25 protein-coding genes are annotated in these 22776 nt (G+C 55.7%); 10 read left to right on the top strand and 15 right to left on the bottom strand.

The genetic code is table 11. The annotated features are described in order from the left end of the window. Positions 1–83: 83 nt before the first annotated feature. On the bottom strand, positions 84–947 hold the full coding sequence (locus STH12_RS16300) for a LysR family transcriptional regulator (RefSeq protein ID WP_126168523.1): 864 nt from the start codon (positions 945–947) through the stop codon (positions 84–86). Between the two features lie 110 nt (positions 948–1057). Here STH12_RS16300 and STH12_RS16295 point away from each other — a divergent pair, with 110 nt between their 5' ends. Continuing rightward, positions 1058–1729, top strand: coding sequence for an FMN-dependent NADH-azoreductase (locus STH12_RS16295; RefSeq protein ID WP_126168522.1), 672 nt, complete (start codon positions 1058–1060; stop codon positions 1727–1729). Positions 1730–1881: 152 nt separating this feature from the next. Here the strand turns inward: STH12_RS16295 and STH12_RS16290 are convergent, their stop codons facing one another. The 6 genes from STH12_RS16290 to STH12_RS16265 form a co-directional block, all read right to left on the bottom strand. Further along, positions 1882–2184, bottom strand: coding sequence for a hypothetical protein (locus STH12_RS16290; protein ID WP_126168521.1), 303 nt, complete (start codon positions 2182–2184; stop codon positions 1882–1884). Between the two features lie 29 nt (positions 2185–2213). Continuing rightward, on the bottom strand, positions 2214–2639 hold the full coding sequence (locus tag STH12_RS16285; protein WP_126168520.1) for a hypothetical protein: 426 nt from the start codon (positions 2637–2639) through the stop codon (positions 2214–2216). Between the two features lie 49 nt (positions 2640–2688). Continuing rightward, positions 2689–3276 (bottom strand): peptide-methionine (S)-S-oxide reductase, encoded by a 588-nt coding sequence (locus STH12_RS16280; protein ID WP_126168519.1) that lies wholly within the window; start codon positions 3274–3276, stop codon positions 2689–2691. Between the two features lie 214 nt (positions 3277–3490). Beyond that, positions 3491–4702, bottom strand: a complete 1212-nt coding sequence (locus tag STH12_RS16275) for a M56 family metallopeptidase (protein ID WP_126168518.1) — start codon at positions 4700–4702, stop codon at positions 3491–3493. After that, positions 4695–5090, bottom strand: a complete 396-nt coding sequence (locus STH12_RS16270; RefSeq protein WP_126168517.1) for a BlaI/MecI/CopY family transcriptional regulator — start codon at positions 5088–5090, stop codon at positions 4695–4697. Before STH12_RS16270 ends, STH12_RS16275 begins: the two co-directional genes overlap by 8 nt. 150 nt (positions 5091–5240) lie before the next feature. Beyond that, on the bottom strand, positions 5241–5852 hold the full coding sequence (locus STH12_RS16265) for a GNAT family N-acetyltransferase (RefSeq protein ID WP_126168516.1): 612 nt from the start codon (positions 5850–5852) through the stop codon (positions 5241–5243). A 95-nt stretch (positions 5853–5947) separates the two neighbouring features. Between STH12_RS16265 and STH12_RS16260 the strand changes: the two genes are divergently transcribed. Together STH12_RS16260 and STH12_RS16255 are read left to right on the top strand one after the other, a co-directional pair. After that, positions 5948–6412: a methyltransferase family protein gene (locus STH12_RS16260; RefSeq protein ID WP_126168515.1), complete on the top strand. Its 465-nt coding sequence runs from the start codon at positions 5948–5950 to the stop codon at positions 6410–6412. Positions 6413–6515: 103 nt separating this feature from the next. Continuing rightward, positions 6516–7931, top strand: coding sequence for a homospermidine synthase (locus STH12_RS16255; protein ID WP_126168514.1), 1416 nt, complete (start codon positions 6516–6518; stop codon positions 7929–7931). 164 nt (positions 7932–8095) lie between these two features. On the opposite strand, the gene STH12_RS16250 is transcribed toward STH12_RS16255, so the two are convergent. The 4 genes from STH12_RS16250 to speFL form a co-directional block, all read right to left on the bottom strand. After that, complete coding sequence (locus tag STH12_RS16250) at positions 8096–9250, bottom strand: porin (RefSeq protein ID WP_126168513.1); 1155 nt, start codon at positions 9248–9250, stop codon at positions 8096–8098. Positions 9251–9313: 63 nt separating this feature from the next. After that, positions 9314–10630 (bottom strand): putrescine-ornithine antiporter, encoded by a 1317-nt coding sequence (gene potE, locus STH12_RS16245; protein ID WP_126168512.1) that lies wholly within the window; start codon positions 10628–10630, stop codon positions 9314–9316. Between the two features lie 60 nt (positions 10631–10690). Next, positions 10691–12853 carry an ornithine decarboxylase SpeF gene (gene speF / locus STH12_RS16240; RefSeq protein ID WP_126168511.1) on the bottom strand — a complete coding sequence of 721 codons (2163 nt, stop codon included), beginning with the start codon at positions 12851–12853 and terminating at the stop codon, positions 10691–10693. A gap of 225 nt (positions 12854–13078) precedes the next feature. Then, complete coding sequence (gene speFL, locus STH12_RS16235; RefSeq protein WP_011761440.1) at positions 13079–13183, bottom strand: leader peptide SpeFL; 105 nt, start codon at positions 13181–13183, stop codon at positions 13079–13081. A 347-nt stretch (positions 13184–13530) separates the two neighbouring features. On the opposite strand from speFL, the gene STH12_RS16230 reads away from it, so the two are divergent. The 3 genes from STH12_RS16230 to STH12_RS16220 all read left to right on the top strand — a co-directional run bounded on the left by STH12_RS16230 (position 13531) and on the right by STH12_RS16220 (position 15762). Further along, complete coding sequence (locus STH12_RS16230; RefSeq protein WP_126168509.1) at positions 13531–13875, top strand: YkvA family protein; 345 nt, start codon at positions 13531–13533, stop codon at positions 13873–13875. A gap of 181 nt (positions 13876–14056) precedes the next feature. After that, positions 14057–15106: an acyltransferase family protein gene (locus STH12_RS16225; RefSeq protein ID WP_126168508.1), complete on the top strand. Its 1050-nt coding sequence runs from the start codon at positions 14057–14059 to the stop codon at positions 15104–15106. 83 nt (positions 15107–15189) lie between these two features. Then, positions 15190–15762: a hypothetical protein gene (locus STH12_RS16220; protein WP_126168507.1), complete on the top strand. Its 573-nt coding sequence runs from the start codon at positions 15190–15192 to the stop codon at positions 15760–15762. A gap of 74 nt (positions 15763–15836) precedes the next feature. On the opposite strand, the gene STH12_RS16215 is transcribed toward STH12_RS16220, so the two are convergent. The 4 genes from STH12_RS16215 to STH12_RS16200 form a co-directional block, all read right to left on the bottom strand. Continuing rightward, positions 15837–16376, bottom strand: coding sequence for a YSC84-related protein (locus STH12_RS16215; RefSeq protein WP_418856627.1), 540 nt, complete (start codon positions 16374–16376; stop codon positions 15837–15839). Between the two features lie 162 nt (positions 16377–16538). Further along, positions 16539–18581: a S9 family peptidase gene (locus tag STH12_RS16210; RefSeq protein WP_126168505.1), complete on the bottom strand. Its 2043-nt coding sequence runs from the start codon at positions 18579–18581 to the stop codon at positions 16539–16541. 70 nt (positions 18582–18651) lie between these two features. Next, positions 18652–19503, bottom strand: coding sequence for a hypothetical protein (locus tag STH12_RS16205; RefSeq protein ID WP_126168504.1), 852 nt, complete (start codon positions 19501–19503; stop codon positions 18652–18654). Positions 19504–19583: 80 nt separating this feature from the next. Beyond that, the gene (locus tag STH12_RS16200) at positions 19584–19973 is read right to left on the bottom strand and encodes a nitrous oxide-stimulated promoter family protein (protein ID WP_126168503.1); all 390 of its coding nucleotides are present in this window, start codon (positions 19971–19973) and stop codon (positions 19584–19586) included. Positions 19974–20238: 265 nt separating this feature from the next. Here STH12_RS16200 and STH12_RS16195 point away from each other — a divergent pair, with 265 nt between their 5' ends. The 4 genes from STH12_RS16195 to STH12_RS16180 all read left to right on the top strand — a co-directional run bounded on the left by STH12_RS16195 (position 20239) and on the right by STH12_RS16180 (position 22687). After that, complete coding sequence (locus STH12_RS16195; RefSeq protein ID WP_126168502.1) at positions 20239–21027, top strand: hypothetical protein; 789 nt, start codon at positions 20239–20241, stop codon at positions 21025–21027. Positions 21028–21108: 81 nt separating this feature from the next. After that, positions 21109–21408 carry a hypothetical protein gene (locus tag STH12_RS16190; protein ID WP_126168501.1) on the top strand — a complete coding sequence of 100 codons (300 nt, stop codon included), beginning with the start codon at positions 21109–21111 and terminating at the stop codon, positions 21406–21408. Further along, positions 21405–21713, top strand: a complete 309-nt coding sequence (locus STH12_RS16185; RefSeq protein WP_126168500.1) for a DUF3630 family protein — start codon at positions 21405–21407, stop codon at positions 21711–21713. The genes STH12_RS16190 and STH12_RS16185 overlap by 4 nt, the downstream gene beginning before the upstream one ends. Then, a complete protein-coding gene (locus STH12_RS16180) occupies positions 21710–22687 on the top strand; it encodes a serine/threonine protein kinase (protein ID WP_126168499.1) in 978 nt (325 codons plus the stop codon). Before STH12_RS16185 ends, STH12_RS16180 begins: the two co-directional genes overlap by 4 nt. Positions 22688–22776 lie beyond the last annotated feature (89 nt).

Raw genomic sequence — 22776 nt, 5'->3', positions numbered from 1 at the left:
GTAAACCAGGGCGAGCCTTCCAAAGCAAAAACGCAGGTCAGTTAAGCATCTTGTATGATAAATTGCTGTATTTATTGCTATTTTTATTCTGTGTGAGCATTTAAAGTGGCAAACTCTTGCTGCAACCAATGGGCGAAGGCGCGCACCCTATGGTTGTGCTCACGCTTGGGATTTAGCCTCAGACAATAGTTGTAACCTGCAAATTCCGGCATGTGACTTTGCTTTGCAAGCCACCCTTGTTTGACCACGGACTCGGCGAGCACATTGCTGATAAGCGCCATTCCTTGCCCCGCCAGCACCGCTTGCAGGGTGTACTGCTCCTGCTCGAAACTGTTGATAGTAAAGCCTAATCCGTCAAGGTGCTGCTGCCATGGCAGATTGCCAAGGGCGCTGCTCTCCCGCCAGTGGGTCACAAACAGTTTGCCCGATGGCTGAAGGTTGGTGCTCAGTTGGTAGCAGCTTTGGGTCTCGGTCGCGAGCAAGATTTCCCCCTCATTCACCCCTTTACCGTAGCGCAGGGCGATATCCAGCTGCGTGGCTTCGCTGAAGTCTTGCAGGCTGTCGCTAGCAAGGATTTGTACGTCGATGTCTGGATAGCGCTGCTGAAAATCTGCAAGCCTCGGTGCCAGCCACAGGGTGGCGAATGAGGTGCAGCAGGACACTGTGATTTGCGTGGCAGGCTTGGTCAGCTCTGTCAGGGTATTACTGAGTTCACTGAACATCCGCTCCGTGGTCGCTGCCAGTTTTTCACCTTCGGCTGTTAACACCACCTGGCGCACCTGCCGCTCGAACAGGCGAACATTCAAAAACTGCTCCAGATGCTTTATTTGATGAGAAATGGCGGTTGGCGTGACGTTAAGTGCCTCGGCAGCGACTTTAAAACTGTTGAAATGGGCCGCTGCCGCAAAGGCTTTGAGGTTATTCAGCGAGGGTAACTGTGAAAACATGGCGAGTAATATAGATGAGGTAAGCTAAGTTATAGTGTGCGTTTTCTCGTTTGTCCGTCAAGGCGGTGCTTGCAAAAATGCCATGGTCTTAATTGCACCAAGGAATGCCCATGCCCACACTATTACAAATCGACTCCAGCGCCCGCAGCTTTGACCCTGAAAAGTCACAGCATCAATCCATCTCCCGAAAATTGGCTGATTGCTTTGTAAAAAGCTATCGGGCGCAGCAGCCAAACGCCCAGTACATTCAGCGCGACCTGGCAATGACGCTACCAGATTTTATCAGCGTAGATTGGATTGCAGCCTGTTTTAAGAAGACCGAACTTAGCGATGAAGAGGCGAAGGTGTTGGCGCTTTCTGACGAACTGATAGATGAGGTAGCTTCAGCGGATTTGATAGTGATTTCGGCGCCCATGTATAACTACGGTATGCCAGCGGCGCTGAAGGCCTGGTTTGATCAGGTCATACGTATCAATAAAACCTTTTCCTTCGATTTAGCCCGTGGCGATTGCCCGATAGAGCCGATTTTTAGCGGTAAAACCCTGGTGCTGCTGAGCTCCTGCGGCGAATCCGGCTTTGAGCCCGGCGGTGCTCAGGCCCACAAAGACCATCTCGGCGCCCACATTAAGCTGCTAAGTCGCTACCTCGGCGCCAGCCGGTTTTTCCATATTGCCGCCGAATATCAGGAGTTTGGCGACGAGCGGCATCAGAAGTCAGTTGCCGAAGCGCTCGACAAGGCTAAGGGGCTCGCCGCCGATTTGGCATCGCCACTGGCGGTGTAGTTGGATGTATGCTCTGCCGGGCAAACGTTAGGACCAGGACAGGTCGGGTGGACAAACCACAGAGTGCTTGCTCACCCAGCCTGCTCTCTTATGGAGTGGATAATGCATTCAAGGTGGCGAATCCGGCTCTGTCTGACATCAGCTACCTGAGATTAGGCGTCTTCGCCCTGATAGCCGGTGAGAAAAAATTCCACCTTGCCGCAGCTTTGGCAGGCATACATGTCGAGGGCTTCTTTGCTGACGAAAAGCTCTCCCAGTTCACCCAGCACGCCCCAACGGCTGCCTTCATGAAAGTCTTTGCTTCCGACAAAACGCAGGGGAGTATGGCAGCGCAAACATGCGAGCACAGCTTTTGGAGCAGGCGCTTCGCCGTCTCGGGGAGTATTGCACTGCCAGCAGATTTCAAAGGCGTCGTCTTCCACCTTGGTGTGGCAATGTTTGCAAATCCAGGACATCAGGTTTCTCCTAAACCAATCTGAATTGATTACGTGTCTGACTGACACAGTGCGGGGGCCAGCTTATCGCTGTCCAACGCAGGCATGATAGCGGCTTGCTGATGCCCCCACCAGATCAAGAGGACGCAGGCAACCGTTATGGTCAGGTAGAGTACAGGTTTCACATAGGCTTTGGTGCCACGGACCACCAATGTGGGTTTATATACTTTCTCGCCCTCGGAGGGAAAGCGGCCTTGCACCTGTTCCCTAATGGCCATCGGCACCAGAGTGAACAGCATTGGGACAAGCACCAGTACCGGAATACCCACCAGGATGAGCTGCCAGAAATAGTCGGCACCATTCAGGCCGGCAAACTGATAGCAGTGGGGGCGATTGGCGAAGTCCTCGATAAATGGATTGAACCACAACCACTGGCCCATAATCAGCAGCAATCCAAGCAGCGAATACAGGCACACCCGCGTCCATTTTTCTGTGCGTATTCCATGGCAGCCCCTTGTGGTCAAATTACGGCTTGTCATCCTCCAATAGCCGCTGAACCTTTTCAAGCTTGGGGGCTATGTACAGCTGGCAGAAGGGGCGATCGGGGTCGGTTTGATAGTAGTTCTGGTACTCGGCCGGCGAGGTTTTAAAGCCTTCGAGGGGCAAAATTTGAGTGATAAGAGGCTCAGGGAATTCGTTGCCAAGCACAGTTAAAATCTCAGTCAGCCGTTGCTGCTGATTGTGGTTTTGGTTGAGATTATGATTGCGAAAGTACAGCGCCGAGCGATATTTACCGCGCATGCTGTGTGCCTTGGTGGCCGCATGGGTATGCAGGTGCACCCGTACCAGCTGCTCTTCGCTTATCTTTTCGGGATCAAAACTCACCCGTACCGCCTCTGACCAGCTGTCATAGGGCGGCGCTGAGCGTGCAAAGCCCTGTTCGACCTTGATTACCCCGCTCAGGCTTTGAAACACTGCCTCTGTGCACCAGTGGCAGCCACCGCCCAGAGTGAGTAGGGCAAAGGCGCAGCCCGGCTGAGTTGCAGCAACATCAGCAGTCGGTTTATTTGGGTTTGCAGCGTGCGTTGAGTTGCAGATGGTCTTTTGTGGCATAGATCCCCCATGGCTTATTCAAAAGACCCGTAAAGCGTACTTTGGCTTTCGGGTGCTCGCTTCTATGACCATGGCCACCATGGTGAGCAACAGGGGTGAAGGTATTTTGGCAATACCACAAGGGCCGGCCCGCTTGTGGACTTGCAGCTTGCCTGCTTAACCGGCAGTTTGGACAATTGCCGGAAAATCAGGGGTGTTGCTTAGGGCTGTGATATCAGTGTTTTTCTTCATTGTGTGGCAGCACCGCGATGCGCTCGCGCTCATCGTCGGCTGGTGTTTGACTGATGGGCGCAGGTGGCGCCAGCCTGTAGTCGAGTTGTACCTCAACCCCTTTGCTAGCCTTGGGCTCGTATTGCCATTGATTCAGCGCATCGATTGAAACCTTATCAAACACGCCTTCGGGTTCAGATTTAAAAATCACCACATTGGATACTGTGCCTTTGGCATCGATATCGAACCTTGCCTGCACATAGCCTTCGATACCCTGTTTGGCGGCGTTAATGGGGTACTTGGGCTCAATGCGTACCACAGGTTTGCTGAGATCTTTGCTATCGCCAGCCATGGCTGGAGCCTGTGCCCAAATCCCGAGAGCGGCTACCAGTGCCAGTGGTGTCAGCAGTGATGCGGCGCTGAAACCCTTGCTGTGTTTGAGCTGGATGAGTCTTTGTTTCATGGTGTGTTTATCTCCATAGTGGTGAGAAAGCGGCTGCCAACTCCGGGCTACCGTGGCGGCATTACCAATTAGCGCGCGGCCATAGGCAATGCGGTCGGCCTGGCTGAGTTCGATGGTGACATCGGCGTCGCAGGCCATTTCCTGATCCTGCCTGAAGCGGCGATACGCCAGCAGGCACAGGGGGTTAAACCAGCACAGGCACAAGAGCGCCAATGCCAGTAAGTTGCAATGCAAGTCGCCCCGGCGCCAATGGCTTAGCTCGTGGGCAAGAATAAGCTGCTGATCTTTAATGCTGAAAGTGGATTCAAAGCCTTCGGGCAGCACCACAGTGGGGCGAAAAACGCCAAACACAAAGGGGCCCTCGGTTTCGCTGGAGGTCAGCAAGCGCGCGCCTGTGCTCGTGGTGTCAGCGGCAGGTTTGGCGAGTCTGATGAGCTTGGTGAGGCGCAATAAGCTTAAGCCGATGACCGCGAGTGCAATCGTGAGGCCCGTGATATAAGCCGCGCTCAGCCAATCGATGTTGCTGGCGCCCTGGGAAAGCTCGCCCAGAGTCACTCGATAGGTCTCCATGGCGCTGTTACTGACGGGGCTTGCCAAAGGGATAAGCAGCGCCAGCAGCAGTACCGGAACACACAGCCACAGGCCGTATTGGAAGCGGGCACCGAAGCGCTCAAGCACCCAGGGGCGCAGTAAAAGCAGCACTGCCAGCAGCAGCGTGAGTGGCGGCGTGAGCCTGAGAATGAGCTCAATCATGCTTCTGCTCCTTCTCCCAGGCGTCGATAAGCTGCTTAAGCTCGGCAACGTCCTCTTGGGTTAGCTTATTGCTGCCGGCAAAGCCTGCCACCAGTGGCGCCAACTTGCCGCCAAATACCCGCTCGATAAAGCTCTGGCTCTCTTTACGCTGGTAGGAATGCTCCGCAAGTTTTGGGAAGTAAAGATAGGCGCGGCCGTCTTTTTCAAACCCCAGTGCGCCCTTATTCACCAGCCGGTTTATCAAGGTTTTAACGGTTTTTTCATGCCATTCGCCGCTTTGGTTAAGTGCCTCGACTATGTCGTTGGCGCTAAGAGGCGCCTGCTGCCACAGCACCTTAAGCACTTCCAGTTCGGTGGGGCTGATGTCTTTTAATTCGGGTTGAGTCATGGCCATGCCTGCACTTTTGATTACAGATGTAATATTAAACCTATTACAATTGTAATCGTTATGGCAAGCATAATTTTTGGGCTGTGGATTTTGGCGTGTTGGCCAGTTGATAAAAAACCAATGCCTGGCCCGGCTAAATGCGCCTTGGGTTCAGGTCTTAGCTGAAGGCTCCTGCGCGATTTTTGCCGTTAATACATGGTCTTCCCATTGGCCTTTGATTTGAAGGTAGGCGCGGGCCAGGCCTTCTTTTTCGAACCCAAGCCGCTTTAGCAGGGCGGCGGACCTGTGGTTGGATGGCATGTAGTTGGCCATTACCCTGTGTAGTTTCAGCTCTTCGAAGGCATAGGCGAGGGCGGCTTCACACAACCTCGTGGCAAATCCCTTTCCCTGCAGTGACTGGTCAATACCGTAGCCCAAATAACAGGCCTGGAACGGGCCGCGCACCTGATTGCTGAGGGTTGCTATGCCCCAAATATGCGCCGGGTCGGCCAGCACCAGATAGCTGCAATTGCTGGTCTCAATAAGCGAGGCTTTGATGCGTGCTTGCCACTCGGCAGCGCTGTGATAATCCGCAGCCCGCAGTGGCTCCCAGGGCGAGAAGTGGGCCTGATTGCGGCTAAAGTAGTCTGCCACCGCGCTGGCATCGTCCTCCCGAATCAGCCGTACAGCGCAATTTTTTGCATCGAATTCAGCGGCTTTACTGTGGTGCTGGCTGAGGCACTGGCTGCGGCGCTGGGTGAGTGAGTCTGGCGGGTTTGACATGGCAGGGTTCCGGTGGCGGGTAAAATTCAAGCATCTATTAATTCTCTCGATGTTACACTCGGGTAACACCTTCGCCAAACCCATAAGGAGCCTGGATGGTCAATCATTGGCTGGCCGCGCTGACCCGATACCCACTGTTTTTAATGCTCGGCTTGGCGGCAATCGCGTTATTCAGCCTGTTGGATGGCGAGCCCTGGCTTAGTGCAAATCGATTGTTGCTGCTTGTTGGCGTGACGCTGGGGATGGCGGGTACCCTGCTTTTGTTAGCTGCGGCAGGACTCTTTCGGCGGGTTGGCACCACAGTAGACCCAACCAAGTCGCCGGATGCGCTGGTGACCCATGGTCTGTATAGCTTCACCCGTAACCCCATGTATCTTGGCATGTTATTGCTGCTGGTGGCCGAGGTGTGTTTACTGGGCCGAGCGGTGGTGTTGCTGTCTCCGCTGTGCTTTTTTGTGCTGATGAATGCCCAGCGTATTCCCGCCGAAGAGGCCATGGTGGAGGCGCGTTTTGGTGCGGCATTTATCGACTATAAGGCCCGGGTCAGGCGCTGGTTATAGCCGCCTGGGTGAATTGCTGCTCGGCAGCATTGGGTTCATTTTTGAATGAACACGCGATTGCCCCGGCTATTGGGGCAGAGCTTGAAGGAGGTTTCCCATCGATATGATAGAGCCAACCAAGTACGTCAAAGCCCCCGGCCGCATTCTGATTGTCGGCTTCGGCAGCATAGGTCAGGGCCTGTTGCCGCTTATCCTGCGCCACATAGATATCTCCCCCAAAAACATCAGTATTATCACCGCCGACGACCGTGGCCGCGAAGAAGCCGACAAGCTCGGCATTCGTTTTATCGAATTGCCCCTGACCCGCAAAAACTACCAGAGCGAGCTGACGCCGCTGGTGGGCAAGGATGACTTTTTGGTGAATCTGTCGGTGGATGTGTCATCCATCGCGCTGATTGAGTTTTGTCAGGCCCGTGGCGCCCGTTACATAGATACCTGCATCGAGCCCTGGGCCGGCGGCTATACCGACCCCAGCAAGTCGTTTGCGGCGCGCTCGAACTATGCCCTGCGGGAGCGGGTGTTGGCACTGAAAGACAAGTATCGCGGCGGCCCCACCGCCGTGGTGGCTCAAGGTGCCAACCCTGGCATGGTGTCCCATCTGGTGAAGCAGGCGCTGATGAACCTGCAACAGGACATTTTAGGTACCCATATTGAGCCCAAGAGCCGCGATGAATGGGCCAGACTCGCCCACGACCTCAACATCGAAGTGATTCATATCGCAGAGCGTGACACCCAGGTGGCCAATCAGGCCAAGGCCATGGATGAGTTTGTGAATACCTGGTCCTGCGACGGTTTTGTCAGTGAAGGTGCTCAGCCCGCCGAACTTGGCTGGGGCACCCACGAGAAACACTTCCCCCGGGATGGCGGTCGCCACGAGGAGGGCTGCGGCGCGGCCATTTACTTGAAGCGCCCAGGCGCCACGGTAAAGGTGCGTACCTGGACCCCCAACTACGGCCATTTCCACGGCTTTTTGATCACCCACAACGAAGCCATCTCCATCGCCGACTTCTTTACCCTCAAGCAGGATGGCAAGCTGGTGTATCGCCCTACCTGCCATTACGCCTATCACCCCTGCGACGATGCTGTGATGTCGCTGCATGAGTTCAATGGCAAAAATTTCCAGATGCAATCACGGCAGCGGCTGATGCGGGACGAGATTGTCAGCGGTATCGATGAGCTGGGCGTGCTGCTGGCGGGCCATAAGAAGAATGCTTACTGGTACGGCTCGCAGCTGTCTATCGACGAGGCGCGGGCGCTGGTGCCCTTCAATGGCGCCACCAGTCTGCAGGTTACCTCGGCAGCGCTGGCGGGTATCGTCTGGGCGCTGGAAAACCCCAATGCCGGGGTGGTGGAGTCGGACGAGATGGATTATCGCCGCAACCTCGAGATCATGGGGCCTTATCTTGGACCCGTGGTGGGGGAATACACCGACTGGACTCCGCTGTATGAGCGTGGCGAGCTGTTCCCGGAAGATGTGGATGACGACTACGCCTGGCAGTTTAAAAACGTGCGGGTGTAGAGAAAGCAAAAAACGCCACGGCAAGGGGCCGTGGCGGAGAGGTTATGACCAAACCCGCGGCGCCGGTGGAAGTGAGGGCGGCGCCGATAGCCCGGGGCATCATGGCGAATGCGTCCCGGGATTGGCGGTCATCAAGGCGTGTGTGTCACGCAGCTTCCTGAGGATCAGAAGAAGTAGTTAATGCCCACCGCAAATTGGTTGTCTTCCAGCGCTTCGAGCGACTTGTCGTCCATATCGGAGAAGTCGAGTTTGGCTTCGAAAAACATCACTGTATCCAGGCTGTAGCGGTAGTGCAGCCCCACCATGGCGAAGCGGCGGGTCCAGTTGCCGCTGATGGGTGTGCTCTGGTCGGTATCCAGATCCAGATAGCTCAGCACCGCCATGGGCACAAAGCCATTGTCTGCCTGCCAGGCCAGCATCAGCTCGGCGCCGGTGGCATCGTACAAATCGCCGTTTACCTGCTCGTTATTCTCACTCTTGTGGGCATTGAAGCCCACATAGAGACCGTCGGCTTTGCGCTCGTCGGCATAGTGGTAATAGCTGCCGTACATGGCGCCTATGCCGATGATTTGATTGGCTTCATCGATTTGGCTGTTGCCAATGTGGCCGGTAATGTCGCCACGGTTCATGCCCGCCAGCAGGCTGAATTTATCGGTCACCGCCCAGGTGATAGAGGCGCCGTAGCTGTTGTCGAAACTCAGCTTGGCATCGTCAATCTGATTGCCGTCGCTGTCGGTAACGCTGATATCACCGTTGTTTTTGGCGGCATACTGCAGCGCAACGCTGAGGGGGCCAAAGCTGTTGCGGTACTGGAAGGCGCTGTCGGCACGGCCGGTGCCGGTCAGGCCGCCATCGCCAAAGCCGTAGGCGCCCACGCTGTAACCGGCAAACACGTTCGGCAGGTCGGTGGTGCCGGCCACATCATAGTAAGCGCCCCACTGCTTGCCGAAGGTCAGGCTGCCGTATTTGTCGTGTGACAGGCCCACATAGCCCAGACGGTTATTGAGGAAGTCGCCGCTCTTTTCGGCGCTCAGTTTGCCGCCCTGCATCACCAGATCTTCGTTGCCGGAGACGATATTCACGCCCCATTCGGTCACCGCGTAGGCGCGCCAGCCGTTGCGCTCTTCGCGCTCGAAGGTAAAGCGCAGCTGCGACAGGTTGTCGTTCACCGCTGTTTCGTCGCCATCGTAAAGGGCGTTGAAGCCGAGCCAGCCGGTGAGGCCGAGGCTGTTCTTGTTGTCGTTGTACAGCTCCATGGCGTTAGCTGAGCTGGCGCCAACCAGCAGTGGCAGCAGCAGTGCCAGGTATGATTTTTTCATGATTCCACCTTTGAAATGCTTGTCGTGGCCCCGCTCTGTGGCGAGGCCTTATTTGTGTTGTGTTCAGGCCTGTTGCAGGCGCAGTTCGTTTTTCTTGGAGATAACGCCGTACAGGGTCCAGCCGAAGAAGGTGGCAATGGAGCCCAGCATCACGGCGGTTTCACCTGAGCTGTACAGGGCGTAGAAGCTGTAGAGCGCCCCCATTACCGCCATGCAGTTGGCGACACGGGCCTTGCTGACCGGAATGTTCATCTGCTTTTGCATTACGCCAAGGGCGGCCATCGACAGGATGTAAGGGATGATGTTGGTTACCACCGCCAGGTTCACCAGGGCTTCAAACTGCTTGTTCAGCGAGGGGCTGATGGTCATCAGACTCAGCACCGACTGGATTGAAACAATCGTCAGCATGCCCAGCACAGGTGCTTCGGCCTTGGTGACTTTGGAGAAGATTTTGGGGAAGAAGCCTTCGTCGGCAGAGGCCTTGAACACCTGAGCTATGGTGAACTGCCAGCCCAGCAGCGAGCCGGTGCAGCTGATGATGGCGCAGGCCATGACGATGGCACCAATGGTGGGGTTAAACATCTGGGCAAAGGCCAGACCGAAAGGCGCGTTCGACAGCGCCAGCTCGCCGTTTGGCACAATACCGGCAATCACGTTGGTGGAGACGATGTAAATCAGCGCTGCGCCCAGGGTGCCGCCCATTACCGCGATAGGCACGTTCTTCTCTGGATTTTCAACCGCTTCTGAGTTGGCACAGGCCGATTCCAGCCCCAGGAAAGCCCACAGGGTCATGGCGATGGAGCCGCCCAGCGCTTCAAAGAATGGCAGATTGTGTGGGTTCCAGGCTGACTTGTAGAGGTCAAAGTCGAACCAGTACCAACCTATGATGGACACGCCAATCACCGGCAGGATGATGCCCCACACAGTGATGCTGGACACCTGACCCGTGATGCGGGCGCCGCCGAAGTTGGCGACTGTGGCGAGCCACAGCACGCCAATGGTGGCCAGACAGGTGGCGATGGGGCTTAACTCCACGCCAAACAGCACGGCGCCGTAGCCCACCGCCGAGATGGCAATGGCCACGTTGGCGATCAGCAGCGATACCGCATAGGTGTAGTTGGCCATAAAGTTGCCGCTGCGGCCGAAGGCGTATTCGGCGTAGCCGCCCATGCCACCGGATTTTTTACTGAACATACCGCATTTGGCGAAGGCAAAGGCCAGCGCCGTGGAGCCCGCGGCCGTGACCAGCCATGAGAGTACCGAAATGGTGCCAACCTGTGCCAGTTGGGTCGGCAGCATGATGATGCCCGAGCCCATCATGTTAACTATGGTGAGAATGGTGAGTTGAACCACGCCTATCTTGTTGTTTGATTTACTCATAATAGTGTCTCGATTCGTTTTGGTTTTAAGGGGCGGCGTCCCTTGGCCGCCCCGCCGTTATCAATGCTTGAGCACGTAACCCATGGCCTGTACCCGGCCGCTGTCGCTGCGCTCCAGATACACGCCCTGCAGCTCGGGGGCGAAGCCCGGCAGCAGGTTGATGCCTTCCTCGAGCGCCAGGAAGTAGCGCTGCACCGCGCCGCCCCAAACCTCGCCGGGCACCATACAGAGCACGCCGGGTGGGTAAGGCAGGGCGCCTTCGGCCGCAATCTGGCCTTCGATTTCACTGAGCGGCACCAGCTCGGCCTTGCCGCGCACAAAGGCGATATTGGCGTCCTGCGGGTTCATCACCGCTTTGGGGAAGTGAGCGGCACGGAACATCTCTTTTTGCAGCTGCTTCACGTTGCGGCTGACATAGAGGTCGTGCATTTCCTGACACAGGCGACGGATGCTGTAGCCCTCATAGCGCTCGCGGTTGGCGCGATAGACGTTGGGCAGCACCTCGCTTAAGGGCGCATCTTCGTCAATCAGCTTCTCGAAACGGGCTATCTGGGCCACCAGATGCTGCATCTTGGCCATGTCTTCTGCGGGGGTCATGAGGAACAGGATGGAGTTAAGGTCGCACTTCTCGGGGATGATGTTGTTTTCCCTCAAGAAGTTGGCAAGGATGGTGGCCGGGATACCGAAGTCTTCGTACTCGCCGGTCTCGGCATTGATGCCGGGGGTGGTGAGCAGGAACTTACAGGGGTCGACAAAGTACTGGCCCTTCTCGTAGCCCTCGAACGCGTGCCATTTAAGGCCTGGCTCAAACTCGAAAAAGCGCAGGTCATCGGCCATCAGCTCGGTATCAAAGCTCTGCCAGGGCTCGCCTTCCACAGTGGTTGGGATAAAGGGCTTGATGTACTTGCACTTTTTCAGCAGCAGCTTGCGCGCTTCGATACCGGCTTTTACCGCCTCGCGCCACAGATAACGGCCGCTGGTGCCTTCGTGCATCTTGGCGTTCACATCCAGCGCCGCAAACAGCGGATAGAAGGGGCTGGTGGAGGCGTGCATCATAAAGGCGTTGTTGAAACGCTTATGGTTGCAGTAGCGCTGTTGTCCCTTGATATGGCGGTCTTTTTTGTGGATTTGCGAGGTTTGTGAGAACCCGGCCTGCTGCTTGTGTACCGACTGGGTAACGATAATGCCGGGATCGTCAGCGCCGAGTTCCAACAGCAGCGGCGAGCAGTCTTTCATCATCGGAATGAATTGCTCGTAGCCCACCCAGGCCGAGTCAAACAGGATGTAGTCACACAGGTGACCGATGCGATCCACCACCTGACGGGCGTTGTAGATGGTGCCGTCGTAGGTGCCAAGCTGGATGATAGCGAGGCGGAAGGGGCGCGCCTCCTGTACCCGCTCAGGGGCGACCTTGCCGATTTCGTCCCGCAGGTAGGCTTCATCGAAACAGTGGGAGTCGATGCCGCCGATAAAGCCGAAGGGGTTACGGGCCGTTTCCAGATACACAGGAGTGGCACCGGCCTGAATCAGGGCGCCGTGGTGGTTGGATTTGTGGTTGTTGCGGTCAAATAGCACCAGATCGCCGGGGGCGAGCAGGGCATTACACACCACCTTGTTTGAGGCGGACGTGCCGTTCAATACAAAGTAGGTTTTGTCGGCGTTATACACCTTGGCGGCGTATGCCTGGGCGTCGTGGGGGGCGCCTTCGTGGATAAGGAGGTCACCGAGCTTCACGTCGGCGTTACACATATCCGAGCGGAATACAGTTTCGCCAAAGAAATCAAAGAACTGACGACCAACGGGATGCTTGCGGAAGAACTGGCCACCCTGATGCCCTGGGCAGGCAAAGGTGGAGTTACCCATTTCAACGTACTTTTTCAGGGTGCCGAAGAAGGGCGGCAGCAGGGATTCCTGATAACGGCGCACCGCAGTTTCGACCTGTTTGCCATAAAAGTCGGTTTTGGCATTACAGAGTTCAAATACCCCGGTGATGGCGTCGCAAAAATCATCGGGGAAGGCTTCTTCACAGCAAACAGAAACAAATATCGGTAAATTCAAACCGGTATTTTTAATTTTATCGACAATGCCATTATTTACGTCAGTAACAGAAACAACGGCGGCACCCACATCACAAAAGTCTGTGGTTAAAACGTTGACGACTTCCCGTTTAGTATCAAAACAGGCGCGAACAGATAAGCTGGCAGCAATTTTTAACGAATTCATAATTAACCTGATTAATTTTGGTTAGCCGGACCCCTGCCAATATTTAATAAATCGACATGGTAAATTCCGGGCAGCCGAATGGGTGCTGACAAATCAGGACTGCGAATTAATAAGAAGGCGCAGAGTTTCCCTGACAGAGTCAGTCCAGGCTGGCAGATAAATTTAGTTTTTTATGCGATAGACTCTCGGGCGACAGATAGCCCAAGGCGTCCGGCGAAGGCAGGATTAAAGCAGGAAGAAGAATGAATAGTCGAAGTAGTCGCGTTGCTCAGGCATCATGATATGCCTCGTTCGGCGAATATGCGCCATAATCTTTGATTTCTTTCTCATATACAACTCCATTACGAATATAAAGAAACCAGTGGAAGAAAATGCCTCATTTGGCAGGGTGATTTTATCCGTACACCAGCGAAGATAATTTGAACTGAATCATAAAAAATAAACTCTGTTAAAAAATGTAACCCCATGTAACCAGTGTAATTATTTTTATTAATTTACGTGAGATTAATTCAATGGCCACTCAATTATTAAAATGGATAATCGTGATATGCATGTTCATTTTATAAAAATGGCCAGGCGTCTTTATTTAATCAGTCTGGATGAATAATACTTCATCATCACTGACACCCGAGGGCTTTTCGCGTACAGTAAACGTTCTAAGGCAGAGGAGCATGGCCATGGCAGACAGCGAGTACAGTGACAGCAGTTTTTGGCAAAAGGTAAAGGATTTTGCCAAGCAAGCGGGTCGTGAAGTGATAGAAAAGGCACTTTGGCTCTACTATGCCGCCCAGCGTCCGGAGACCCCTGCCTGGGCCAAAACCATTATCTTCGGCGCCCTGGGCTACTTTATTACCCCGGTGGATGCGATTCCGGATCTCACGCCATTGCTGGGCTTTACCGATGATTTGGGCGCCCTGGCTGCCGCGCTGACCATGGTGGCCGTGTATATCGATGAGGATACCCGCGCCAAAGCCACCGACAAGCTGGATAACTGGTTCGGCGCCGATAAGCCAACCGATTGATATTGAAGTGCTATTTCATCTGTTTCGCGAAGGCCGAAAATATTCTTTTTCTGCCCTATTCCGGTTTTTCGGGCGTGGCGATATAGTGTTGCCACGCTGATCCCAGCAGTCCTGCCGAGAAACCCCATGATCCCTTTTTCACCACCTGCCAAAGCGGCCAAGTCCACGGGTCGGGTGACGCATGCGTAAGCAACAGCTCGAATTTACCTATATGCGCGCCATCGCCATTTTATGGATTGTGGCCGGGCACAGCATTTATAACTCGGGCCAGGGATTTCCGCTGGGGTTGGAAAACCTGCTCAGGGGCGGTACGGCGCTGTTCGTGTTTATCTCGGGCTACTTTTATCACCGCATTTTTTATCCGCGGATGGTGTACAAAGAGTTTATGAGCGCCAAGGTGCGCAATGTGCTGGTGCCGTTTTTATGGGTGTCGCTGGTGGGGCTTGCGATGCTGGCGACCCAGTGGAGCCTGATGTACGACCGGCCGCTGTCCGAGGTGGGCAAGGGCATCTACTACACGGTGCGAAATGGCTACGTGCTTTACCCGCACTGGTATATTCCCTTCATCATGGCGGTGTTTGCCATCTCGCCGGTGTTTTCGGCCTATATTCGCCTGAGCGCTACCGCCCGCTGGCTGATTTTCGCCGCCATGTGTCTGGTGTCTGTGTATATTCACCGGCCCATAGGTAATATCAATGTGCTGCATTCGGTGGTGTATTTCACCCCTTTCTACCTGATGGGTATTCTGTATTCCGCCCATGAAGACTGGCTGCGCCGTCATGCATTGCCGCTGCTTGGCGCGGCGCTGGTGGGCACTGTGCTTAGCCTGTATATGCAAACTTATGTGTCTGGCCATGTGGGCAATTACCACAAGGCTGCGCTGGCCTTTGGCGGGGTGGACTGGCAGTTTGTACAGAAGTTCAGCCTGTGCGTGCTGGCGGTGGGCCTGTGTCTGTGGATGTCGCAGCAAACGCTGTCTGAGCGTGCCAACAAGGCCTTGGGGGCGCTGGCGGAAATGAGCTTTGCCATCTTCTTTATTCACCCGCTGTTTTCCATTGTGTTTGGGGTTATAACCGGTCTGCTGCGCTTTAAACTGGCCCCCGGCAACATGTGGACGTCGCTGGCTTTGTCATTGTTTATTTTTGTCTTTTTGCTGGCTGGCAGCGTGTTGACCGCCAAGGCCATCAAGGCAAAGCTGGGCGATCGCTCCCGCAGTTACATTGGCTGGTAATGGTTTGCCGTGGTGATTTGCCATCCTTAAGGCTGATTTCACCCTCGGTTGATAGGCTGACCTTTTACTGGGGGAGAACAACAATGAACCATAAACTGACTTTGTTGCCGGCCTTGCTGCTGGCAAGTGGCACCGCCATGGCTGCGCCGCCGCATCTGCAATTTTTCGACAGCCTCAGCGCCCTGTGCGGTAAAGCATTTGAAGGCAAGGTTACCCGCAGTGATGCCAGCGACGATGGCTTTGCCGCATCGCGGCTGGTGATGCATGTACGTGAGTGCAGCGACAATCAAATCAAGGTGCCTTTCCATGTGGGTGAAGACAGATCCCGTACCTGGGTGATCAGTAAAACCGACACTGGCCTGCGTCTCAAGCACGACCACAGATATCAGGATGGCCGCGAGCACAAGGTGACCCAATACGGCGGCGATACTGCCGATGTGGGCAGTGCCCGCTGGCAGTCGTTCCCGGTGGATAGCTTTTCCATCAATAATTTCAATGACAATGGCCTGACCCAGTCGGTCACCAATGTGTGGCATCTGGGGCTGAATCAGCAGAGTTTCAGCTACCGCCTAACCCGTGAGAACCGTGACTTTTTGGTGGAGTTTGATTTGACTCGTCCCATCGAATTGCCACCTGCGCCCTGGGGCCACCAATAAGCGTATTGCGGCTGACAAACAGCAAAAAGGCGACCCTGGGGTCGCCTTTTGTTTGACGGGTTTATCTATCCGGCTTATTTGCCTTCAAAGGTGAAGGATTGTCCGGCCAATGCCGCCTCAAACATCAGCCCGCCCTTGGCGGCGGTAAACACCGTCATGCCATTGATATAGGCTGCGGTGGCGTTCTGGGCGCCGCCTGACTGGCCAGCACCGGCCGAGTTGCCTGTGGTGCCTGCCTGGGCATTGGCGCCAACGTTGATGGCCACGGCGGATGCCTGACCACTGAACTCGAAGCTGCCGCTGGTAAAGTCACGGAAGGCTTTCTCGTCTTTAAAGAAAATGATCTCGCTGTAGGCCTGGCCGCCGAGCTGCAGACCAATTGACACCTGAGTCATGCTGGAGTCGCCCACATAGGCGCCCTGACGAAACACCCGGCCCTTGCCGTAAGCCGCGCCAATGCCTATGCCACCTTTGCCAATGGTGGGGAACAGGGCATAGCCGTAGGCGGTGTCGAAAAACTTGTGGGTTTCACTGGCTTGTCTGAAGGTGGCCAGCGCGTCCTGATATTTGGCGTCATCCTCGGCCGCAGTGGCCTGGCCGATACCCAACAGCATCAGAGTTGTAAGCAACAAAGTCTTCAATGATTTCATGGTGCTCTCCTAATTCGGGTGGAGTGGTTGACAGACACCAGCATAGGCTCAGGCCAAAAAAAGTGAATAGCATTCAGTAAAAAAGCGTCCGAAAGGACGCCTTTTTTGCTCAGATGTCAGCCGGGGTTAAGGTTCAATCCCCAAAACATAATAGTTGAACCACTTCACATCCCACTCCATTTTGGCCTTGCGGTGCTGATACTTCGAAAGCCCATGGCCCTCGCCGGGATAGACCACCAGTTCCACCGGCACACCCAGATAGTTGTGCAGTGCCCGGTACAGACCCTGGGCATGGCCAAGGGGTACCCGGGCATCTTTCTCGCCGATGTGGATAAGGGTTGGGGTTTTGATTTTGTCGGCGTGGCTCAGGGACGAGCCATGGGTGTAGGCATCGGCTTTTTCCCAGGGCAGGCCTTCCATAAAGTTGACCACGTGGCCCGGAGTGTCTTCGAGCATCCACTGCAAACGCTGATCGAACACCCCGGCGCCTGAACTGGCCGCCTTGAAGCGGTCGGTGGTGCTGATAAGCGCATTGGTCAGATAGCCGCCATTGGACCAGCCCATCACCGCCAGCTTGTCGCCATCGACAATGCCATCGGCAATCAGCTTATCGACGCCCGAGAGGATGTCTTTGACTTCGATATCGTGTTCACGGCCAACCAGATCGGTGAGGAACTTGTCGCCATAGCCGGTGGAACCGCGGTAGTTGGGTGACAGCAGGGCCCAGCCCTGGGCCGGGAAGCTGGCGCGGCCATAGCTGCGATGTTGCAGCGAGTAAGGCGTAGCGGCGGTGGGGCCGCCGTGGATTTGCACCACCAGTGGCAGCTTGCCTTTGGATTTATCCCAGCCAAAGGGTAGCTCCAGAATGCCTTCCACCTCAGTGCCGTCCGGCGCCTGCCACTTGTAAATGCTGATTTGCGGCAGCTGCCAGTCGGCGCTCTGGGGGTTGATATTGGTCAGGCGCTTGGGTGTGGCTTTTTTGCCATCGGCATCGGCAACAAAGAGATCGGTAAAGTGGCTCAAACCGTTGTGGCTGAAGGCGAGGCGCTGGCCGCGGCTATCGAAACTGTAACCGCCCATCACCAAATCACCGCCGACCACGGCGCGGGTGTCGCCCTGCTTGAGGCCGTTGATTTCAGTACAAAACAGCTTAACCCGGGCCGCTTCGGCGCCGCGATAGCACAGCTCATCGCTGCCCGGGCGCCATTCAATATCGGCACCATTGAGGGTGACCTTGCCGGGACGGGTGAGTTCCATCTGGCCCTTACCCTGGGTATTCACCACAAACAGACGCCCCGGATGACCGTCAAAGTCGATACGAAATGCCAGCCGCTCGCCCCTGGTGTCCCAAGCCAGACCCTCGAGCCAGCCGTAGGGGGAGGCCGCCTGCTCGCGCCAGCTGGCGTCTTCCAGTACCCGGTTTTGCTTATCGGCGGTATTGAACACTTCAACCCGCGACCAGCCTTCGAGGTACACCAGCTCGTTATCGTCGGTGGTGATGCGGGCGATTTGCTTGCCATCGGGGCTGACACTGAAGTCCCACACTACCTTATCGTCGTCCAGCAGCAGTTGCTGACGGAAATTTTGCAGATCCAGCCTGTACAGCGGATTGGTGTCACGCTTGCCATGGCCATACTGAGGCGCACTGTGGCTGGCGCGCATGCCGGCCCAGGTATCTTTGTCTTTGGTTTCTTTGTTGGCGAGGAAGTAGAGCGCAGCGCCGTCTTTGGACAGCTCAAAAGCGTTCACACCGTCTTTTTCACGGGTCATGGCCACGGCTTCTGAGCCGCCTTTGGCAATACGGAACACCTGCGGCTTGCCATTGTAGGGGGCCTTGGCGCCTTCGCGCTTTTCTTTGCCGATGTAATAGATGAACTGGCCGTTGGGGCTCCAGACCGGGCGGGACTCGCTCTCGTCGGTGAAGGTCAGACGCACTGGCGCCCGATTTTGCAGATCGATTTGCCACAGATCGGCCTGGCTCTTGTCGAGTTCCTTATCCCAGCGGCTTTCGAGCCAGAGCGCGTGATTGCCGTCGGGACTGATAACCACAGATCCCATGTTGGCGATACTGAAAAAATCATCGACGGTAATTTGATGGGATGGTGCGGCCATGGCGGCAGGCGCGGCCAGTAATCCGGCCATCAGCAGACGTTGGTAAAGCGGTGACATCAACAATTCCCCCGTAGTTGAAAACGAGGTTCACCTTAACGTCTTGGTTATAAAAACACCATGAAAAAGCTTACTTTTTTTCCTCCTGCAACAGCTCTTGCAGGTAGTTGAGTTCATCGGCGCTCAGCAGTTGGCTGCTGGATTTCTGGCTGATATTGCTCGGCAGTGTGAGCTTGCCGCGAAGGTAGGCGGCGCGGGTAATTTGATGCAAACCGTAAAAGGCCAGCAGGTACAGGCTGAGCAGTAAAATCATCCGTGGCAGCATCAGCATCAGTTCACTGGCGCCATCGCCGAAGTATATCGGGATCAGGGTAAGTACGACCCTGAGTAACCAGTTGAACATCAGTGCCAGGCACAAGGTCATCAGCCAGCGAAAGCGGATGTCCTGCAGGTTTTCTTCATGGGCGCGGGCGCTGCGGCCGCGATGGCTGAGTAAGAGTCTGAAAATCAGCATGAAATAAATGCAGGTTTGCACAAACAGCAGCACGGTCAACACCGCCGTGAGCGGGGTGTAGTCGGCGAGGGAAAGCTTGTCGCCGTCGCTGGGATTCATCAGCCCGGGGCGCAGCATTTGGTCGACGGCCACTCCAATGGCAATCAGAGGTGCGGGCAAATAGTGATACCAGAAATGGCCCCGGTGTTTGCACAGCGCCTGGTGGCAATATTGATACAGCAGCGGCATCAAAAGGAAGTAGCCGGGAATAAACAGGCTGTAGATCAGTGGCATCGGCAATGACACCGTATGGCGGGTGAGCAGGCCACTGAAAAAGGTCAGCGAGACCAGCGAAAAGATCCCCGCCAGCAGCCGGTGGTTGCCGCTTTTAGAATGGTAGAGGTAGCGCAGATAGAGTCCGAGTCCCAAACAGTGGAGCCCGCCGAGCAGCGATAGCCACTTAAAGGTTTGCTCCAGAAACTCCGTCATGGGCGCGCACTCATGTTATTGAAAAAGTTACCGTTCGAACTCCTGTTTTAGCCCATGCGCGCTGTGGTGGCAATCCTGCCTTATTCTGATGCTGCCTTTTGTAAACGCTGATGACGGTTTGAGAGATTTTTGGGCGGCTTGCCCGGCGCCGCTTTACGCTCCAGCAACAGATGGCGAATGGCCAGAATAGGGTGGGGCAGCAACATCCGTGGTCCGGCATAGCGCATTATGGTGCGGGCCTGCTCCCGTGGCTCAGGTTTGTAACAGTGCACCGGGCACTTGTTGCAGGTGGGCTTGTCCTGTCCATAGGGGCATCGGTCCAGACGGGTTTTGGCGTATTCCAAAAACGCCTGACACTCATCACAGGGGCTCTTGCCGCCATGATGATCACGGCAGTAGATGGTAACCATGGCGCTGATGGTGGCAAACTCCCGCCCCAGATTGCCGCTTAAGATGATGGACTCGGTCATGGGAAATACCCAAGTGTTTTACTTGGTTTTATCTTAGTCCCCGAGGCCAGTGAACTCAAAAAGGGATCGTCAAAGCATGAAGGTGCGCACAAAAAGAGCCTTTTATGCCATAGGTAAATTTTGATGCCCGATACCACGGAAGGTGCATAAATACTTGATTTGAACAGGTGAAATGCTCTAATAATAACCACTGCTCCCGGCGTCGACAGGATGCCGGACATTGGGGAATGGCGGCGAGGCTGCCAAGAGAAACAGGATACACACCATGAAAATCGTTGTACTCATCCTGCTGGTGCTGGCTGGGGTCTTCCTTTACATACGTGCCAAGCGTCTGGCCACCGAAGAGCAATATGGTCGCAGTGACCGCCCAGAGGCCGGAAAATCCAACGCGCCCGCCGAAGTAGAGCCAGAAAAGGCCGTTGAAGTACAGGAAAAAACTGCTGAAGTGCTGGAAGCAGAAGTTTTGGATAAAGCGGCTGTGGTCGACGTGGCCGCCGCAGTTGACGCTGCACAGGACGTTGAAGCGACCCAGAAAGTTGAAGCTGCTGCAGCCGAGCCTACCAATGAGGTGGTGGCCGAGGTGGTAGCAGCTAAGCTGCCAGAGCCAGAGCCAGAGCCAGAGCCAGAGCCAGTTATCGATACTCCCGCTGCCGTTGTCACAGGGCTGGCGGTGCCTGATTTTGCCGCCGAGCCTCTGGCGCGGGCCATCCGTGAATTCAATGGCGCTGGCAGCGATGAGCTTAAGCATCAAAGCCTGCTGGCGGCCATCAATGAATGCTACAAGCAGCGCAAAGACACCGCGCACCTCGGTTTTGGTGCCGGTCTTGCTGACGACTATGCCAGGCTGGCCATTAAGGTGCTGGGCTCGGGCAAGCCGCTCAAGGGCGTTGGCTTTATGCAGCTGGCAACCCTGCTCAATGACAAGGGCGACTTCAACGGCGCCATCGACATTTGTCGTCAGGCACTCGACCATGGTCTGTCCGATGGTACTGTCACCGGCTTCGAAGGACGTATCGCCCGCATCGAAAAGGCCCGCGACAAGGCTGCTGGCTAGTCCAGACTGGCAAGGGCCTGCCCAAGCGGGATAAACTACAAGGCGGTGCAGTTGGCACCGCTTTTTTATTGGGAGCTGTGGTTGAAACGTCTCATCGTAAGCGTGCTTGCCACCCTGTTGCTCGGCGCCTGTACCCAGGCGGATCAGTGGACACTCACCTTCCGGCAAACGCCGGCGCAGGGCCAGTGGCAATTCAGCGACATTGCCGGTTACTACCAGAGTCTCGAGCAATGTCAGGCCAAGGGCGAAGGCCTGCGGCGCCTCGCCGGTGATACAGGTCAGTATCAGTGCGCACAGCAATGCGAGGCCGAGCAGGGCCTGCTCAGCTGCGCCCTGATTGCCCCTTCCACGTCATTCCCCAGTGCGCAAGAGAGCCAATGAATATCCAACACATCAGCCTCGATAAAGAGGCCATCAGCCTTGCCATTCGCGGCGACATCGATTTTGACCACTTTGACGAATTTGCCGAGCCACTGGCTGCCGCCCTCGACTGCCGGGTGCTGGAGCGTCAATGGGGTGCCGACCGCCATCAGTGGCTGCTCGATTTTGAAGGCTGCCGCTTGTGGCTGAATTTTGAGTTTTACGGCGACGTAGCCTGGCTTGCAAGCGATCGGGAGGAAGATCTCGAAGTGCTGGCCTTCCTGGCGAGTTTGCTTGCTCCACTGGTGCAGGGGGAAGCCCGATGAGCGCCGCGTTTCATTTTCATTCGCTCACGCCAGATACCATACTCGATGCCATTGAATCGGTGGGCATTTATCCAGAAACCGGTCTCACGCCCCTGAACAGTTTTGAGAACCGGGTGTATCAATTCCGCTGTGACCGCGGCAATCGTTATGTGGCCAAGTTCTATCGCCCCGAGCGTTGGACTGATGCCCAGATTGCTGAAGAGCACGGCTTTGCCTTTGAACTGGCCGATGCCGAGGTGCCGCTGGCTGCGCCAGTGCTGATTGATGGCAAGAGCCTGTTTCATTTCAATGGCTTCCGCTTTGCACTGTTTCCTTCAATCGGTGGTCGGCCGTTTGAGATGGACAACCTCGACCAGCTGGAGGCCGTGGGCCACTTTATTGGCCGTCAGCATCAGTTGGGTAAGGGCGGACAGTTTGCAGCCCGTGAGACCCTGTCGGCCGCCATGGCGGCTGAGGCGCTGGCTGAGCTGCTGTCATCATCCCATGTGCCGGAAACGCTGCGCGCCGATTTTGCGGCGGCAGGCCAGACGCTGGTGCAGGCCATTGAGCAGGCGTGGGTAGAGACCACAAGTCTGCGTTTGCACGGAGATCTGCACCCGGGCAATATTCTCTGGACCCCGGATGGCCCAGGGTTTGTTGATTTGGATGATGCCCGCAGTGGGCCAGCGGTGCAGGATTTGTGGATGATGCTGGCGGGTGATGACAATGAGCGGCGCATGCAGCTCGATACCCTGCTTGGCGCTTACGAAGAGTTTTGCGACTTCGATATGAAGGAGCTGGCGCTGATTGAGCCGCTGCGGGGGTTACGGATGCTCAGCCACATGGCCTGGATTAGCCGCCGCTGGCAGGACCCGGCCTTTCCGATGCATTTCCCCTGGTTTGCCGACGAGGCTTACTGGCAGCGACAGATAAGGGATATGCAGGCGCAGGTGGCCCAGATTGGTTTGCCGCCCTTGACTCTGCAGCCATTTTGACGTCTTTTGTAACACAAAGTTGAACTATGGGCTTGAGATAGCATCAAAAAGCATATTAGTTTAGGCAAGTTGATTTGGTCCGCTGGACC

Source organism: Shewanella khirikhana (assembly GCF_003957745.1).
GTDB classification, from domain to species: Bacteria; Pseudomonadota; Gammaproteobacteria; order Enterobacterales; family Shewanellaceae; genus Shewanella; species Shewanella khirikhana.
This window is presented reverse-complemented; position numbering and strand designations above follow the sequence as displayed.

Excerpts from the sequence above, each read along its gene's own strand:
- STH12_RS16205 (WP_126168504.1), bottom strand. The coding sequence starts at position 19,503 with ATGACGGAGTTTCTGGAGCAAACCTTTAAGTGGCTATCGCTGCTCGGC.
- STH12_RS16185 (WP_126168500.1), top strand. The coding sequence starts at position 21,405 with ATGAATATCCAACACATCAGCCTCGATAAAGAGGCCATCAGCCTTGCC.
- STH12_RS16265 (WP_126168516.1), bottom strand. The coding sequence starts at position 5,852 with ATGTCAAACCCGCCAGACTCACTCACCCAGCGCCGCAGCCAGTGCCTC.
- STH12_RS16250 (WP_126168513.1), bottom strand. The coding sequence starts at position 9,250 with ATGAAAAAATCATACCTGGCACTGCTGCTGCCACTGCTGGTTGGCGCC.
- speFL (WP_011761440.1), bottom strand. The coding sequence starts at position 13,183 with ATGAGAAAGAAATCAAAGATTATGGCGCATATTCGCCGAACGAGGCAT.
- STH12_RS16200 (WP_126168503.1), bottom strand. The coding sequence starts at position 19,973 with ATGACCGAGTCCATCATCTTAAGCGGCAATCTGGGGCGGGAGTTTGCC.
- STH12_RS16225 (WP_126168508.1), top strand. The coding sequence starts at position 14,057 with ATGCGTAAGCAACAGCTCGAATTTACCTATATGCGCGCCATCGCCATT.
- STH12_RS16260 (WP_126168515.1), top strand. The coding sequence starts at position 5,948 with ATGGTCAATCATTGGCTGGCCGCGCTGACCCGATACCCACTGTTTTTA.
- STH12_RS16300 (WP_126168523.1), bottom strand. The coding sequence starts at position 947 with ATGTTTTCACAGTTACCCTCGCTGAATAACCTCAAAGCCTTTGCGGCA.
- STH12_RS16220 (WP_126168507.1), top strand. The coding sequence starts at position 15,190 with ATGAACCATAAACTGACTTTGTTGCCGGCCTTGCTGCTGGCAAGTGGC.
- STH12_RS16180 (WP_126168499.1), top strand. The coding sequence starts at position 21,710 with ATGAGCGCCGCGTTTCATTTTCATTCGCTCACGCCAGATACCATACTC.
- STH12_RS16275 (WP_126168518.1), bottom strand. The coding sequence starts at position 4,702 with ATGATTGAGCTCATTCTCAGGCTCACGCCGCCACTCACGCTGCTGCTG.
- STH12_RS16215 (WP_418856627.1), bottom strand. The coding sequence starts at position 16,376 with ATGCTGTTGGGTATCGGCCAGGCCACTGCGGCCGAGGATGACGCCAAA.
- STH12_RS16290 (WP_126168521.1), bottom strand. The coding sequence starts at position 2,184 with ATGTCCTGGATTTGCAAACATTGCCACACCAAGGTGGAAGACGACGCC.
- speF (WP_126168511.1), bottom strand. The coding sequence starts at position 12,853 with ATGAATTCGTTAAAAATTGCTGCCAGCTTATCTGTTCGCGCCTGTTTT.
- STH12_RS16280 (WP_126168519.1), bottom strand. The coding sequence starts at position 3,276 with ATGCCACAAAAGACCATCTGCAACTCAACGCACGCTGCAAACCCAAAT.
- STH12_RS16195 (WP_126168502.1), top strand. The coding sequence starts at position 20,239 with ATGAAAATCGTTGTACTCATCCTGCTGGTGCTGGCTGGGGTCTTCCTT.
- STH12_RS16210 (WP_126168505.1), bottom strand. The coding sequence starts at position 18,581 with ATGTCACCGCTTTACCAACGTCTGCTGATGGCCGGATTACTGGCCGCG.
- STH12_RS16255 (WP_126168514.1), top strand. The coding sequence starts at position 6,516 with ATGATAGAGCCAACCAAGTACGTCAAAGCCCCCGGCCGCATTCTGATT.
- potE (WP_126168512.1), bottom strand. The coding sequence starts at position 10,630 with ATGAGTAAATCAAACAACAAGATAGGCGTGGTTCAACTCACCATTCTC.
- STH12_RS16295 (WP_126168522.1), top strand. The coding sequence starts at position 1,058 with ATGCCCACACTATTACAAATCGACTCCAGCGCCCGCAGCTTTGACCCT.
- STH12_RS16270 (WP_126168517.1), bottom strand. The coding sequence starts at position 5,090 with ATGACTCAACCCGAATTAAAAGACATCAGCCCCACCGAACTGGAAGTG.
- STH12_RS16230 (WP_126168509.1), top strand. The coding sequence starts at position 13,531 with ATGGCAGACAGCGAGTACAGTGACAGCAGTTTTTGGCAAAAGGTAAAG.